This is a genomic window from Shewanella zhangzhouensis (assembly GCF_019457615.1).
Classification (GTDB): domain Bacteria; phylum Pseudomonadota; class Gammaproteobacteria; order Enterobacterales; family Shewanellaceae; genus Shewanella; species Shewanella zhangzhouensis.
The window spans coordinates 103,470-118,494 of the sequence record NZ_CP080414.1 but is presented as its reverse complement, the minus strand read 5'-3'; the positions used below and the strand labels follow the sequence as shown (position 1 = coordinate 118,494).

Annotated in this window: 15 protein-coding genes; 7 read left to right on the top strand and 8 right to left on the bottom strand. The window is 54.2% G+C overall.

Annotated features, from left to right (window positions below; genetic code table 11):
* Nucleotide 1: 1 nt before the first annotated feature.
* From K0H63_RS00530 to coaD, 4 genes are all read right to left on the bottom strand, one after another.
* The gene (locus K0H63_RS00530; RefSeq protein ID WP_408733379.1) at nucleotides 2–667 is read right to left on the bottom strand and encodes a TVP38/TMEM64 family protein; all 666 of its coding nucleotides are present in this window, start codon (nucleotides 665–667) and stop codon (nucleotides 2–4) included.
* 8 nt (nucleotides 668–675) lie between these two features.
* A complete protein-coding gene (locus tag K0H63_RS00525; RefSeq protein ID WP_220066286.1) occupies nucleotides 676–1,407 on the bottom strand; it encodes a glycosyltransferase family 2 protein in 732 nt (243 codons plus the stop codon).
* Between the two features lie 136 nt (nucleotides 1,408–1,543).
* Complete coding sequence (locus K0H63_RS00520; RefSeq protein WP_220066285.1) at nucleotides 1,544–3,028, bottom strand: capsule assembly Wzi family protein; 1,485 nt, start codon at nucleotides 3,026–3,028, stop codon at nucleotides 1,544–1,546.
* 18 nt (nucleotides 3,029–3,046) lie between these two features.
* Nucleotides 3,047–3,532, bottom strand: coding sequence for a pantetheine-phosphate adenylyltransferase (gene coaD / locus K0H63_RS00515; protein WP_041409577.1), 486 nt, complete (start codon nucleotides 3,530–3,532; stop codon nucleotides 3,047–3,049).
* 288 nt (nucleotides 3,533–3,820) lie between these two features.
* Here coaD and K0H63_RS00510 point away from each other — a divergent pair, with 288 nt between their 5' ends.
* The 5 genes from K0H63_RS00510 to K0H63_RS00490 are packed head-to-tail and all read left to right on the top strand — an operon-like array spanning nucleotide 3,821 to nucleotide 8,765.
* Nucleotides 3,821–5,029 carry a glycosyltransferase family 4 protein gene (locus tag K0H63_RS00510; protein WP_220066284.1) on the top strand — a complete coding sequence of 403 codons (1,209 nt, stop codon included), beginning with the start codon at nucleotides 3,821–3,823 and terminating at the stop codon, nucleotides 5,027–5,029.
* A gap of 23 nt (nucleotides 5,030–5,052) precedes the next feature.
* A complete protein-coding gene (locus tag K0H63_RS00505) occupies nucleotides 5,053–5,427 on the top strand; it encodes an HAD hydrolase family protein (RefSeq protein WP_220066283.1) in 375 nt (124 codons plus the stop codon).
* Between the two features lie 7 nt (nucleotides 5,428–5,434).
* On the top strand, nucleotides 5,435–7,018 hold the full coding sequence (locus K0H63_RS00500) for a capsular biosynthesis protein (protein WP_220066282.1): 1,584 nt from the start codon (nucleotides 5,435–5,437) through the stop codon (nucleotides 7,016–7,018).
* Entirely contained in the window at nucleotides 7,015–7,737 is a 723-nt protein-coding gene (locus K0H63_RS00495; protein WP_220066281.1) for a glycosyltransferase family 2 protein, read from the top strand. Before K0H63_RS00500 ends, K0H63_RS00495 begins: the two co-directional genes overlap by 4 nt.
* A 50-nt stretch (nucleotides 7,738–7,787) precedes the next feature.
* Nucleotides 7,788–8,765, top strand: a complete 978-nt coding sequence (locus tag K0H63_RS00490; protein ID WP_220066280.1) for a WavE lipopolysaccharide synthesis family protein — start codon at nucleotides 7,788–7,790, stop codon at nucleotides 8,763–8,765.
* A gap of 54 nt (nucleotides 8,766–8,819) precedes the next feature.
* On the opposite strand, the gene K0H63_RS00485 is transcribed toward K0H63_RS00490, so the two are convergent.
* The 3 genes from K0H63_RS00485 to K0H63_RS00475 are packed head-to-tail and all read right to left on the bottom strand — an operon-like array spanning nucleotide 8,820 to nucleotide 12,071.
* Complete coding sequence (locus K0H63_RS00485) at nucleotides 8,820–9,917, bottom strand: glycosyltransferase (protein WP_220066279.1); 1,098 nt, start codon at nucleotides 9,915–9,917, stop codon at nucleotides 8,820–8,822.
* Nucleotides 9,914–11,014, bottom strand: a complete 1,101-nt coding sequence (locus K0H63_RS00480) for a hypothetical protein (RefSeq protein WP_220066278.1) — start codon at nucleotides 11,012–11,014, stop codon at nucleotides 9,914–9,916. Before K0H63_RS00480 ends, K0H63_RS00485 begins: the two co-directional genes overlap by 4 nt.
* A gap of 4 nt (nucleotides 11,015–11,018) precedes the next feature.
* On the bottom strand, nucleotides 11,019–12,071 hold the full coding sequence (locus K0H63_RS00475; protein ID WP_220066277.1) for a glycosyltransferase family 9 protein: 1,053 nt from the start codon (nucleotides 12,069–12,071) through the stop codon (nucleotides 11,019–11,021).
* 81 nt (nucleotides 12,072–12,152) lie between these two features.
* Between K0H63_RS00475 and K0H63_RS00470 the strand changes: the two genes are divergently transcribed.
* A complete protein-coding gene (locus tag K0H63_RS00470; RefSeq protein WP_258405628.1) occupies nucleotides 12,153–12,866 on the top strand; it encodes a 3-deoxy-D-manno-octulosonic acid kinase in 714 nt (237 codons plus the stop codon).
* On the opposite strand, the gene waaA is transcribed toward K0H63_RS00470, so the two are convergent.
* Nucleotides 12,851–14,113 carry a lipid IV(A) 3-deoxy-D-manno-octulosonic acid transferase gene (waaA, locus tag K0H63_RS00465; protein WP_220066275.1) on the bottom strand — a complete coding sequence of 421 codons (1,263 nt, stop codon included), beginning with the start codon at nucleotides 14,111–14,113 and terminating at the stop codon, nucleotides 12,851–12,853. The two genes, K0H63_RS00470 and waaA, sit on opposite strands and share 16 nt — an antisense overlap.
* 125 nt (nucleotides 14,114–14,238) lie before the next feature.
* Between waaA and K0H63_RS00460 the strand changes: the two genes are divergently transcribed.
* Entirely contained in the window at nucleotides 14,239–14,874 is a 636-nt protein-coding gene (locus K0H63_RS00460) for a TetR/AcrR family transcriptional regulator (RefSeq protein WP_220066274.1), read from the top strand.
* Nucleotides 14,875–15,025: the final 151 nt, after the last annotated feature.

Genomic DNA, 15,025 nt, shown 5'->3' with positions numbered 1-15,025 from the left:
CTTACGATTCTTCGGCAAATTCATCTACCTGCCGCTTAAGATGGCTGCGGTACAGGTAAGCGCCAATGGCGCTGGAGAGAATAAAGAGCACGACGCTGACCCCAAGCTGGATATGATCCGCAAGGCCAATGCCGGCGCCGGCAAAACTGAAAATCAACATTTGTGGCAGGTAACCCAGGGCACTGCCAAGCAGGAAGCCGCCCACCCCGACCCGGGTGGTGCCGGCAAGGAGATTGGTGAGCAAATTACTGCCCACCGGCAACAGGCGTATCATCAATACCTTAAGCCAGGTTTTTTGAGCCAGCAGTGCCTCAAAGCGTTGCAATCTGTGGCCAAAGCGGCGGCTTAAACTGCTTCTTACCGTGAGTCTGGCAAAATAAAAGCTCATCAGGCAGCCCAGCAAGGTCGCCAGGGTTGAAAAGAGTGCGCCATAGAGGCCACCCATGGCAAAGCCGCACACAAAGGCAATGGCCTGCCTTGGCCCACCCACCGCAGTAAAGAGGCTGCCGGCTAGCAGCAATACCGCCAACGCCTGCACACCGCCCTCTTTGACGAAACGGGCCACCCAGTTGCTGTCGGTGAGATGGTCGAACCATCCCTCCCTGGCGGCCAGCATCAGCAGGATGAGCATTGTCAGGGTGAGAGATAATTTACCGAGCCGTTTCAGGTGGGTCTTCATGGATGATTGTAACCGTCCACCCGTTCCACCTCAGCTATCTTGCCTCTGCGGATAAGCCACATGACGCCCATCAGGTCGACAATGCCCACCCAGGCACGGTTCCAGGCATTGTATTTGGACACGCCGGCGCCCCTGTCTCTGTGGTTGACTTCGCTGATACGGATTTCGCCGCCAAGACGGCGGATCAGTGCCGGCAAGTACCTGTGCATATGGTTGAAATGGGGCAGGCGCAGAAAGGTTTCCCGCGGGAACAGCTTCAGGCCGCAGCCGGTGTCAGGTACCCCATCGTGCAGCAGGGCATCGCGGATACGATTGGCGACTCGCGACTGAAAACGTTTCCAGGCGGTGTCTTTCCGATTCTTGCGATACCCGGCAATACAAAAATGCGAATTTGTAATGGTGCGGGCAATGGCAATCATGGCGGGGATATCGGCAGGATCGTTTTGACCATCGGCATCCAGAGTCACAATCCAGTCACCCTTGGCATGCAACACCCCGGAGTGCACCGCTGTGCTTTGGCCGGTACTCTTGCGGTGACGCACCACACTGGCATTACAGCCGCAATCTGCCGCCGCCTGCAACACTTCCTGGCCGGTTGCATCCGTACTGCCGTCGTCAACTACCACTACTTCGAAGTCTGATTGGCCTTCGAGCGCCGCTGCGATTTCTTTGACCAGATTGCCTATGTTTCCGGTCTCGTCTTTCGCAGGAATAACCACTGAAATCATTGAGTCTACTTTCCTTTTTGGCAAAAGCCCACTCGCCAGCATATCGCACGGCTGCCGGAAAGGATACCCATCTTGGTTGTCATAAAAATGACAAAACGCGCCCGATGGCGCGTTTTGTGTTCAGAAATCCGGACACTCAGAATCGATATTCATAACTGCCATACAGGGTGGCATCATTATCGGTATTCGTGTCGAACTCTGAGCGGGAGACAGTGCCTCCGAGAGTTACCATACCTTTGAACATTGGTTGACGGTAAGACACTTCCAGCATCAGCAAATCTTCCTTGGCAGGCTGTGGTACCCACTCACCACCGCGGTTTTTGCCATCTTTGTTAAGCTGGGCATAGCGCAGGTAGGCATTTATGCCCTTGCTGTCGCCAAACTGACCTATCAGACCCAACACCCAGGTTTCGGCATCACTGTCGTAGGTTGAACCCAAAGAACGGCGATAATAGCGGGAGCCTGAAAGATAGGTGGAGTGCTCGTAGAAGCAGTTGAATGCGTTATCGTCACTGCCACAAGCCACCAGGGTATCTGTGTATTCGAGGAACAGCTTGTACTGCTGATCTTTAAATCCAAAACGGGTGTCAACACCTGCCAGTTTGGCACAATCGGCCAAATCCCATGGCATGGGACCGCTGGAGTCTTCGCAGGTACGCTCGAGGTAGAGGCCAACGGGCACATTGAACCATGTATCGGCGTAGCGAATATCCCATCCGGCCATCTGGTTACCCAAACGCGAGTTCAGAGCCGAATCACAATCTACACTGCCATCGGCACATTCACCGCCGCCCGAAATCGTGTCCCAGAAAGTGCCCAGACCACAGTCCTGGCCTTCACCGCACATCTGCACAGTCCAGGAAGCGCCAATTTCCAGCTGTTGAAAGGGTTTTAAGGTACCGCGAAAATTCCACAGCAGGGTGTCTTCCACCGCGCGATTATCATTCATCCAGCTGATCCCCGTAGTCAGGGTCCAGGGACCAATCCACGACAGCCAAGGCGTTTCAAAGGCCGCCGCATTGTTGCGACTCAGCAGTAACGATGGCATGGGGCGGGCGTTGCTGGACTTGTGCAGCGCCGTATCAAATCCGGGCCCCCACCACTGTTCAACCGTACCGGCAGTAAATACCCAGTTTCCCAATACCAGCGCCGCCCAGGAATCATCCAGACGGAAGTCTTTGGCGTCCTTTGCATCATAGGCTGCCGTCGCAGACACCTTGAACGCAAAGCGATTATCCATGTACTCGTGGGAGGCCTTGAGTTCACCCTGCTCTCGGTAGTCACTGCCGAAATGTTGGAATCTGGCTTCATCGGTTGCGCCAACCGCTTTGAGTCGTGTGTTACCCCGGTTTTCCACCGCCTGACGATAGTAGTAGTTCACCCTCGCATAGGCTGCGGCCAGATCCGGCGTCAGTAATGAGGGCTCGGCTTTATTCAAATCCACCCCAATGCCGGACCACATCAGCGGAAACGTATTCACTGGCATGGTGATAACACCGGCATCGGCCAGTGCCTGAATATCGGCGCGCAGGTAGACATCCGAAGAGTCCACCCAGGGTGCGGCCAGAGCCGACGCAGACAGTAGCGCCAAGCTCAGCGCAGATAACGACATGTACTTCATAAAGTCCCTTTTAATCATTCACTTCTTACGCGGCAGTGCCAACAATTCAGCGGCAACGTCCGGATGTACAAATTGGCTCACGTCACCCCCGTGGAGCGCCACCTCTTTCACCAGGGTTGAGGAGATGAAGGAGTTTTCTTCAGCGGGCGTCAGGAACACGCTTTCCAGATCCGGGCTCAGGCGACGGTTCATGTTGGCCAACTGGAATTCGTACTCAAAGTCCGACACGGCTCTGAGCCCCCGCACCAGCACACTGGCCTGCTGGTCTTTGGCAAAGTCCACCAGCAAGCCGGTAAACCCCACAACTTCCACGTTATCCAGATGAGCTGTGACTTTTTTCAGCAGCTCCACCCGTTTTTCCAACGAGAACTTTGGCTGCTTGGACGGGCTTGCTGCCACGCCTATTACCACATGCTTAAACAGGTTGGCGGCCCGCTCTATCAGATCCGCATGCCCATTGGTGACAGGATCGAAAGTACCGGGATAGATGGCTCTTGTATGCATATACAGACCTGTGTCGTATCGAGTTAAGGGTTGATTGCCCAAAGAAAGTTTGCCCATTCTGCCACAAGTGCGCCTCAGGTGCATGGCCTCACAACAGGCAAATTACAAGCCTGCATCCGGTAACCTCAAAACTCCGGGCCAAATACGTAACACACCATTCACCAGTCACACAAAAACAAAACCAAAGTTTCAATAAATATACATTTAAAGACATGATTTTATTAATTATTTTGTGATTCACAGCCGAGTTAATACAATGCCCGCAAACGGGCAATCCAGAAAGCATTCATGAGTAAAATTAAGGTAGCACTGCTGGTAGATGAATATTTTGGCGGCGCCAAAACCAAATATGGCGGATATGGCTTTTTGGCCAGACATCTGGTGGCCAAACACCTTCCTGACGATCAGGTTGAAGTGGACGTTTTGCTGAAAAAAGACTGCGGCAAAGTGCGTCTGTGGCCCAAGTGTTTTATGGTCGATGGCATCAAGGTATACAAGTTGGCAGCACGGGCCTTTGATTGGGTAAATAACCTGTTTTTGAGACAGAAAAACTATGATGTTTTCCTTTCCATCGAGATGACCACCCACTCCTACCGCATTTTCAGTAAGGCACCGGGAAAAGACAAAAAACTGCTGTTTTGGATCCAGGATCCGAGACCCGCCTACGAGTGGGATGAAATCCAGACGGTGAAACTCTTTCCCGAGCCCAGCTACTGGGATGCAGAGATTTACGATTTTGTGAATCAATACGCCCGGAGTGGTCATATACGCTTTATCAGTCAAGCCAAGTGTCTCGATCAAAAGGCCAGAGACCTGTATCGCTTACCCGCCAATACGCCCATCAACTACCTGCCGAACCCCATCGAAATTGATGAGACGTTTGACCTGGACAGTTTCCCGAAGCAGAACAGCATAGTATTCCTTGGTCGTATCGAATCCGTAAAGCGGGGTTGGCTATTCGCCGAAATCGCCAAGGCCATGCCTCAGTACCAGTTTTATATGCTGGGTCAGGCGCACAGGCAGGCTGACGAAAACAATGCCGTAATGTCAGGCTACCAGGCCATTCCCAATCTGCATTTCGTCGGTCATGTGGAAGGCGAGCAAAAGAATCGTTTCCTGAAAGACGCCAAGGTGCTGGTCAATACCTCCATTCATGAAGCCCTCCCGATTTCTTTCCTCGAGGCCTTGTCCTACGGCACCCTGCTGGTGAGTTGCCAAAATCCCGATGAGCTGGCGAGCAAGTTTGGCGTGTATACCGGCAAAGTGCTCGGGGATGGCTTCGACAAGGTGGAGCTCTTTGTCGCAGCAATAAATCAGCTGCTGGCAAATGATGGCCTCAGACACCAACTCGCAAAAGATGCCATTGCCTATATTAAAGAAGTGCACTCACTGCCTCGCTTCACCCGGGACATCAAGCATGAACTGTTGGCCGTTTGTGCAAACCGTAAGGAGCCAGTGAAAGCAACTGGCCGCACCACCAGCAGCGCAGTACAATAGCCTTTTATCTGTGTGGAACAGAGATGAAACGACTCATAGTAGATTTGGATGGCACCCTCACCAAGGCCGACAACACAGATTACAGTGCGGTGTCGCCCCGGGAAGATGTGATTGCCCGATTGAGACAATATCAGGCAGAAGGATTTGAAATTGTCATATCCACAGCACGCAATATGCGTACCTTTGAAGGTAACGTGGGCAAGATAAACATCCATACGCTGCCGGTGATCACAGCCTGGCTGGACAAGCATCAGGTGCCCTACGACGAAATTCTTGTCGGTAAACCCTGGTGCGGCCATGAAGGCTTTTATATCGATGACAGGGCCATCAGACCGTCTGAATTCGCCCGCCTGAGCCGGGCCGAAATTGAGCAACTGATCGAAGACGACAAAGCATAGGACGTGCATGTACCTCATTACTTCTGCCGCCATGGTGGCCTCAGAGTTACAGTCTGAGTTCGGACCTCTGCCCCCCTGCTTTTTGCCGGTGGGCAACAAGCGCCTGTTCCATCACCAGCTGGCGTTAATACCCGCTGGCGAACGCACCATCATTACCCTGCCGGAGGGCTTTACCCCCGGCCCTTATGACAGCCAAAGCCTCAAAGACTATGGTGTTGAGCTGTTGTACCTGCCTCCCAGGCTGAATCTGGGGGAATCCATCGTCTATGCCCTTATCCAGCTGGAGTTTGCCGACGATGAACCTTTATATATTCTCCACGGCGATACCCTGTTCGATAGCCTGCCCCGCCAAACCGATTGTCTGGGTCTGAGTCAGGTCGAAGACAACTACAACTGGGCCGAATTTGATACCAAGACTGCCACTCTGCGTCCGTATCATGCTGAGCTAAGACCTTCCAGCGAACTGATTTCAAATGGCTTTTTCAGCTTCTCAGCCCCAAGAGCACTGATAAGGTACATCACCCAGGCCAAGGGTGACTTTATTACGGGTCTGAATGGCTATATGGATGACAAGGGCCTGACCCCCGTAACCTTGCCCCATTGGTATGATTTTGGTCACAGCCATACCTATTACCAATCCAAAAGCCGGATGACGACTCAGCGCGCTTTTAACGGGATGGCAATTCAGGGTCAGGTCGTCAGAAAATTCAGCCACAAAAAACATAAGCTGGCTGCCGAGGCCAACTGGTATCAAAGTTTGCCAGGGCCCATGCGCGGCTACATCCCACAGCTGCTGGGCTGTGATGAAACTTCTGATGTATTTGGCTACAGCATAGAGTATCTGCACCTGACAGCCTTGAATGAGCTTTACGTATTCAGCCAGCTACCTGCCTTTGCCTGGCGTAAGGTGCTCAAAGCCTGCTGCCAGTTTCTCAAGGATGCCAACAGTCATACGGTGGCCGATGCCCAAACCCTCGATGGGCTTTTTATGGATAAGACCCTGAGCCGACTTGAGGATTTCGCCAGCCAGAGCGGCGTCTCTGTCGCGAAGGAAAACCGGATCAATGGCGCCCTGCGCCCTTCTTTGCTGGAGCTGGCCCGGACAAGCTGCAAATATTTGCCCAAAGACAATGGCAGGCAGCACCTGCTTCACGGTGACTTTTGTTTCAGCAATATTCTGTATGACTTTCGAACCTGCAATATCAAGGTCATAGACCCGCGTGGGCTGGATGGGAATGACAAACAAACCATCCACGGCAATGGCTTATATGACATCGCCAAGTTGGCCCACTCGGTCTTGGGGCTCTACGACGCCATTATTGCCGGTTATTTCAAAGCCGAGCAGCTGGGGCCGGACATTGACTTCAGTATTGCCATCACACCCAGACGCGAGCAAATCATGGCCGACTTCGTCCTGCTGATGGCCAGCGAGTTCGCCGTCAGCGAAGCCGAGCTTTACGCCATGCAAATTCAGTTGTTCCTCTCCATGTTGCCACTTCACAGCGACAGACCCGACCGGCAGCTTGGCTTTATCGGTAACGCCTATCGACTCTATGACAGGCTGCTTGCCTGCACAGGACATCCATCATGATAGTGATCCCCATGGCGGGGTTAAGCTCCCGTTTTTTCAACGCTGGCTACACCCAGCCCAAATACATGCTCGAAGCCGGCGGCATGCCACTGTTTGACCACGCCCTGCTCAGCTTTGCGGCCTATTTTGGCAATACGGCTTTTTTGTTTATTGTGCGCGACCTGTATGACACTGTGGCCTTCGTCAAAACACGCTGCCAGGCACTGGGCATTAAAGAGTTCAGGATTATTGCCCTGGAGCAGCCAACCCGAGGACAGGCCGAAACCGTGTACCTGGGGCTGAAGGAGGTGCAAGACGCTGAGCCGCTGACGATTTTCAATATAGATACCTTCAGACCCGGATTTACGCTGCCTCCCATCGCCGATACGGCCGATGGCTACCTGGAGGTGTTTCGTGGCGAGGGCAGCAACTGGTCATATGCCAAACCCGCCGATGCCCAGAGCACCCGCGTAGTGCAGACCGCTGAAAAGCAGCCCATATCCGATCTGTGCAGCACAGGGCTCTATTATTTCCGTTATGCCGCCGATTTTCGCCAGGCCTATGAAACCGAAGCCGCACGGCCAGCAAGCGAGTGGCAAAAGCAAGAGCTCTATATAGCACCGCTATACAACCACCTGATAGCTCTGGGTAAGGACATTCACTACCACCTTATCGATGCCAGTGAGGTGATCTTCTGCGGTGTGCCAGAGGAATATCAGGCCCTGATGGCCCAATATTGATATCGCCAAGCCGTGCCATGGCACGGCTCAAGCTCGCTGGTATTAAGCCTATGACAATCAAATTCAGTGATATTACTGTGGTGGTACAGGGACCGGTTCAGGCCTATCAGGGGCGGGATCAGCAAACCGGCATCACCCAAATCTGCCTTGATAGCATCCGCACCCATCTGCCGGGTGCCCGTATCATCCTCTCCACCTGGGAAGGACAGGACTGCACAGGGCTTACCCCGGATCTCTTGCTGCAACACCCGGATCCCGGTGCCAATGTCGTTGCCTACAATGCTCAGGGTGAAGCACAAAAGCTCAACTTTAACCGACAGATAGTCTCTACCCGCGAGGGACTCAAACGAGTCCAGACACCCTATGCAGTCAAGTTAAGGTCGGATAATTTCCTGACCGGAAACGGGTTTGTCGCAGCACTGGCGCAGTTTCCCGCTCGCTGTGCACCGGATATCCGCTTTACTGAGCCCGTGGTGGTGAATACCAGTTACTTCCGGCGTTATGCCGAAGGGCAGCGTGTCATCATGCACCCCAGCGATTTCTTCCATTTCGGCCGCACGGAAGATCTGCTGAAAATCTGGGACTTGCCGCTGTTCGAAGACAGACCATTCGACCCGGCTCAGGCCGGTAAAGCCCAGTACCACGGGGCACCGCTGACCTGCCCCCATGCCGAGCAAATCTATTGCGACTTGTGGCTCAGACGTCTTGACGATGGCTTTTTGCCCCTGGCGCACCGCCACCAGTTTTCTGCCGGGCAGGCTGAGCGCTGGGACAGGTTTATGGCATCCAACCTGCGGGTGTTGGAACCGGAGCAGTTGGGACTCGGCTTGATTGCGCGCTTTATTCCAAAGACCAAGCGTCCCAATGAAATGAGCCATCTCGATTGGCTGTTGCTTTACCGCCGCTATTGCGACCCCGCGTTTCCCGCATCAGCAGTAAAGCTTTTCACCTCTTTGGGCTGGCGACGCCTGCTAAAAATGCCGCTGAGTTATCTCAAATTCCGTCTGACTCTGGGAAAAAAAGCCTGAAAAAATCCCGGCCAGGCCGGGATTTTTTATTATGTGCGGGCCGAATAAAACGTCTCAGACTGTCAGCAGCTTCAGGTACTGGCCTGCGACTGTGGCAGCTCCCACCTGGGTCAGAATTTGTGCATCATCGCAGTTCGGATAGTGGCTCAAGGCTTCATCCATGGCGACCGCCAGCGCTGCTGGATCACGTCTTGGAACCAAAAAGCGCCGCAGTTCTCCGGTGAGAATTTCTTTGGGGCCATGGCGACAGTCGGTACTGACGACCGGGGTACCCACAGCCAGCGACTCAATCAACACCGTGGGTAAGCCTTCATAGTCTGAACTCAATGCCAACAACCTGGCACCCTTTATCCAGGGATAAGGGTTGGTTTGGAATCCGGGAATGATCACCCTGTCCTCAACCCCAAACTTGCGGGCCGACTTGATAGCCTTCTTCTTGTTGTTGCAAAGCAGTACCAATGGTAAGGGGGTACGCATCTGTTTAAGCGCCGCAAAGAGCACATCATGGCGTTTTTGGCGCGCAAACCGGCCAACGTGGATGATGTAATCTCCTTTGGGCAGTGCCTCGGGTGTTTGATTGGCCTGGTGCTGAATTTTTTCCAGTTCGAATGGATTGTATATGGTTTGCACCGAGGCCGGCTTCACCCTGCCCACCTCGGCAATCTCATTGGCTATCCCTTTGGAGACGGTGATCAGATGCTGGCCGTTGAGTGATTTTTTCGCCCGCAGCATACTCAGATAGGCAAAGGGACCCAACTTACGCTGGCGTTGCAACTCTTCTTCAATAGAGTTGTGCACCACGCAATATAGCGGTGCCACGCCGGTGCGGGTCATCAGCAGATTGGTTTTATCCAGGTTGGACAGGAACAACTCAAACTTGCCGAAACGCGCCTCAAGCCCTGTTATCCACTGTTGTAACTTCTGTACCGAACCACGGGTACGCCAAAAGCCGTCAATATTGCGCTCATCACCGCCAAAGCAGAAGTGAACCTGCAGGCCAGGTGGAATTTCATGGTGGCAGTCCTGCTGCAACACCAGCAAATGTGGCTCATGGCCCAGCTCCACCAGGGTGGACGCCAGAGTCAACATCACCTTTTCTGCACCGCCACCGGCCAAACTGTCGATGGCAATGGCAATTCTGCGTCCTGTCATGGCTGAACCTCCAGCAAATGCTTAATCTTATTCATGGTCAGTTGCAGGCCATCCATATCGGCTTCGGCTGCCAGAGCCTGCTGCAGTGACGCTGTGGTTTCATCGGAAAACAAAGCGGGAATTTTGGCAGCAAGCTGCTCGGGCTCACAGGCCAGCACCAGCCCTCTGTCGGCACAAACAGCGATGCGTGGCGGCTGGTCTTTGGAAACCGGAGCCGTAAGTACCAGTTTTTTCAAGGCGATAGCCTGTAGCAAGGTATCCCCACCGCTCAGCACCGCCGCTTTGGCGGCCACCAGCAAGTTAATAAAGTCGCTGTTGGCGAGAGCACTTAAGCAAATCACCCCCGATGCCTCGGGCAGCGTCTTGGGGTAATTGGGACCAAACACCATCACGGATTTGAGCCCGCTGGCAGCATAGCTGGCTTGGGCCGCCTCAAAAAAGCGGTCTGCCGCGAGGCCACCGGCCAACTTATGCCCGCCTGAGCCGGCGTTAAAGAGCACAAACTCCCCTTCGGCGAGGCCATATTGGGCGAGCAGCTCCTGCTGTCTAGCCTTATCCGGCGCGCTGAACACGGGCCCAATACACTCAGGCAGTGGTTTACCAATCAACTTCAGCTTAAAGGCATCGAAAGCGGAAACGGGGCCAATCACAAATTCCGGCTGTACGACCAGATGGGCATCTGTCACCCGGGCGCGGCCGATTTTCATACCGCGGCTGCGCTTGCGCCTGTGCTGGCTGAAAAACACGACCTTGGCGCCCAGGGCGTGGGCCCTTGCCAGCTGAGACTTGCGGCCGGATGCATCAAAGAGCACCACATCGGGGCGAAATGTCTCCATGATGTCGTTCACGGCTTTCACTTCTTTGGTGGGCGTGCGATCCAGCAGTTTGGTTGGATATGGGCAGCTGGCTGCGTAGGGAGCTTCCTTGCTGAGAATGAAACACACCTCGGCAGCAGGCCAACAGCGCTTCACTTCGTCTGCAACGATCAGCGAGCGCATGTACTCTCCCATGCCTTCTGCAGAAGACACCGGGATAAACAAAAATTTCGGGGCCATAGATTGAGTGACCGCAGAGTTTGGGGCCATTGATATAGTCATAACCTTACACCTCCTGGGTGGCGACATCCGTAGCCTTGTCGAACATGCGGCAAACGTCGGCAACTTCAATTTTTTCCATCAGAGTTGCTCCCTTCGCCCGGGTTCCCCAGGGGATTTGCTGATTGGGATACTGCTCGGCAATCACCTGATCATAGACGCTGACGGTCAGCTCGCGGCTAAAATAAGGACCGGTACGGCCAGGGTTGGAATGGGCGTAGAGACCAATCACGGGCGTGCCCTGAGTGACCGCCATGTGGGCAGGACCGGTATCGGGCGCAATTACCACTGAAACCCGCTTTAATAGCGCCAAAAGCTGAATCAAAGAGGTTTTTCCAACAAGATTGGTTAGCTTCGACGAACAATTGGCCTCAATAGCCGCAGCCAAATCTTTTTCAAGTTGTGCCGGGCCGCCGCAGAGCAGCACCCTGTATCCTTTGGAAACGGCATAGTCAGCCACGGCAGCGTAACGTTCGGGCAGCCAGTTGCGCTCGGCCTTGCTCGCGGCGGCGCAAATGGCCAGCACCTTTTCGCCATCGGCAACCAGCTCTTTCGCGAACGCTTCGTCTGCAGCAGGAATATGCATGTCCCAGCGGGGAGACAGCTCGGTCACGTCAAGTTTCCTGGCAAAGCCCATAAAGCCTTCCAATACATGGGGCGTCGCGAGAGCGTCGACCCGCTCGTTGGTGACCAACCACTGGCCCTCTTTGGCGCGGGCACGGTCAAAACCAATACGCACTTTGGCTGGGATCATCAGGGAGGCGATGGTGGCTCTGAGGGCCACCTGCATATGCAGAAGCACATCGAAATGGCGCCCCTTGAGCGCACGGCGCAACTGACCGTAGGCCTTAAAACCCTGCGACTTATCGAAAATCACAAACTCGATGCCCGGTAAATGCTTGAGCAGTTGATATTCCACTTTTCCTATCACCCAGGTGATGGCGAGGTCAGGATAACGGCGCTGAATAGCCTGCACCATGGCCACGGCATGGCACACATCGCCGATAGCAGAGAGGCGGAGCAAACACAGGGATTTCATCAGGCTGGGATCAAATGTCATGGTTGGGCTGGCCTTGGTGCAAAGCCCGGATCTTAATGTAGAATGGCCGCAGGTTCCACGCTTTGGACAAGAATTCCCGCGATGCAGCAACAAAACCATCCGCCCTATACCCTGGCCATTGCCCAGGGCGAGTCCATCTCTCTGGACCCGGCCCATTTCACCCCTGAACATTGGCAGGCGCTCGCTGCCGTAACAGGTACCTCAAAAGGGCGTTATACCACCTGGTTTGTGCGCCACCCCGAGGCCAATCAGGACTGGGTGCTGCGGCATTACTGGCGCGGTGGGCTGATGGAAAAGTTCAGTAAAGATAGCTACCTGTACACGGGTATGGCGAATACCCGCGCCATCGCCGAGTTGGCTTTGCTTGAAAAGCTCCATGCGGAGGGCTTTCCCGTGCCCCGCCCAGTGGGTGCCAGGGTACATCGATATGGTCTCTGGTACAGCGCCGATATCCTGATTGAGCGGATGCCTGGCTGTCGCGACCTGCTGGCCTGGCTGGAACAAGGTCCATTGGATGAGACTGAATGGAAAGCACTGGGGGCTTGCATCGCCCAATTCCATCGCCGCGGCGTCTACCATGCCGATCTCAACGCCAAAAATATCCTCAAGGGGCCGCAGGGCTTTGCGCTGATTGATTTTGACCGGGGTGAAATCCGCAGACCATCAAATAGCTGGCAGCAGGCCAACCTGTCCAGATTGAGACGTTCTTTTGATAAAGAAAAAGGCAAGCTTCCCTCGCTTGCCTTCGATGAATTCTGCTGGCAATGGCTGCTGGAAGGTTACGCTGCGGCGTAACCCAATACCGCCAGTTGACGACTGAGCGCCCCGCGATTGCTCTCCACGACTCTTAGCCCAGCCTCTCCGGCGGTTAGGCGGCCACTGTTATCCTGTGCAGTTGTCAGCAACCAGTGGTTAAAGGCGTCCGGGGTAGCACACAGAGTGAGGTTACCCGCCTGCTGCAGCAGCTGAGTAATTTCTTTAAAGTCCCAATGGTTAGGGCCCATGGCCACCGGTAAGCCCATGGCTGCGGGTTCCAGGGGATTGTGGCCACCATTGACCACCAGAGTGCCGCCCACAAAGGCCATATCGGCCGCGCCGTACCAGGTCAGCAGCTCACCCATGGTATCGCCAAGCAGCACCTGAGTACCCGCCGTCGGCGCTTCTCCCTCACTGCGCAGGGCCAGCTTAAAGCCACTGTCACCTATAGCCCGTGCCGCGTTGGCAAACTGCTCAGGATGCCTTGGCACCATAATCAGCAGCGCCTCGGGGAACCGCTCGAGTAGTTGGCGATGGGCGCTGAGCATGGTATCGAACTCACCGGGATGTACACTGCCCGCCACCCACACCAAATGGTCTTGCCGTCCCCAACTTTGGCGCAGCTGCCGGGCCGCTTCACGTCGGGATGCCGGGATCTGAATATCAAACTTCAAACTGCCACACACATGTATCCGTGAGGCGTCCACTCCGAGCGTCACAAAGCGTTCTGCTTCTTTGGCGGTTTGCACCGCAATCTGGTCCAGCGACTTGAGCATGGGCACAGTGAGGGCCGCGAACTTTTGATAACTGGCGGCGGATTTTTCTGACAAACGGGCATTGAGCAAAGAGACCCTGGCGCCCCGGGCCCTGGCGCCGGCGATGAGGTTTGGCCACAGCTCGGTTTCCATGATGATAAGCTCGGCGCAGCCCAGTTGGTTCAAAAAGCGGTTAACGGCAAACCCAAGGTCAAAGGGTAAGTAACAATGTTGTACCCGATCGCCAAAGGCCTTGATGACTTCTGCCGAGCCCGTGGGGCTGGACGTGGTCACTGTGATGCGGAGATCTGGCCTGGCCACCATGATGGCACGAATAAGGGGTATGGCAGCCAGGGTCTCGCCCATGGACACTGAATGGATCAAAATATCTGTTGGCATCAGTGCCTTAAAGCCAAATCGCTCGCCCCAGCGGCCACGATAATCCGGGCTCTTTATGGCGCGCTGCACCAGGTAAAGTACCAGGAGTGGCGACAGCAGATATAAGAGAACTGAATAGAGCAATCGAGCCATAAGTACCAAGAGAAGTATGAGTTTTGCCTGATGAATTACGGCAATGTTAACATAAGCCGGGATGCAGGAATAAGCACAGAGCGATTAGCCAGGAAGCGGCGCGCCATAATAAAGACAGGATACCAATGAAAACCCGCGATAAAATCATTCAGGCCAGCCTGGAGCTCTTTAACGAGCATGGCGAGCGCACCATCACGACCAATCATATTGCTGCCCATCTGGATATCAGCCCCGGCAACCTCTATTACCACTTCCGCAACAAGGAAGACATCATCCGCTGCATCTTCGACCAGTACGAACAGCACCTGTTGCTGGGCTTTAAGCCCTATGCGGATCAAAAGGTCGACCTTGAACTGCTGATGAGCTATTTCGATGCCATGTTCTACACCATGTGGCAGTTCCGCTTTATGTACGCCAATCTGGCCGACATTCTCGCGAGGGATGAAACCCTGAAGGCCCGTTATCTCAAGGTCCAACAAGCCGTACTGGAACAGTCGATTGCCGTTCTCAATCAATTGAAAAAAGACGGTATTTTACAAATAGAAGACGAGCGTATTGCTGATTTGGCCGATACCATCAAGATGATTATCGGCTTTTGGATCAGCTACAAGCTGACCCAGTCCAGCATTGCCACCATCAGCAAGGCATCGCTCTATGAAGGTCTGTTACGGGTACTGATGATTTTCAAGGCCTATTCCACCCCGGACTCACTGGCCAATTTCGATCGTCTCGAGCAGCATTTTCGCTCTCAAACCAACTGATACAGGCCTCTACCGTCCACCTTTGGCCAACTTGATGATCCGGTGACATTTTCAGCGTCACCGGACTACAATCAAACAATATCCGCGCGGCACACCCCAAGGTTACAAATTAGTTTTTTTTATGTGAAAACCCCACCAGCCCTAGCGCAAT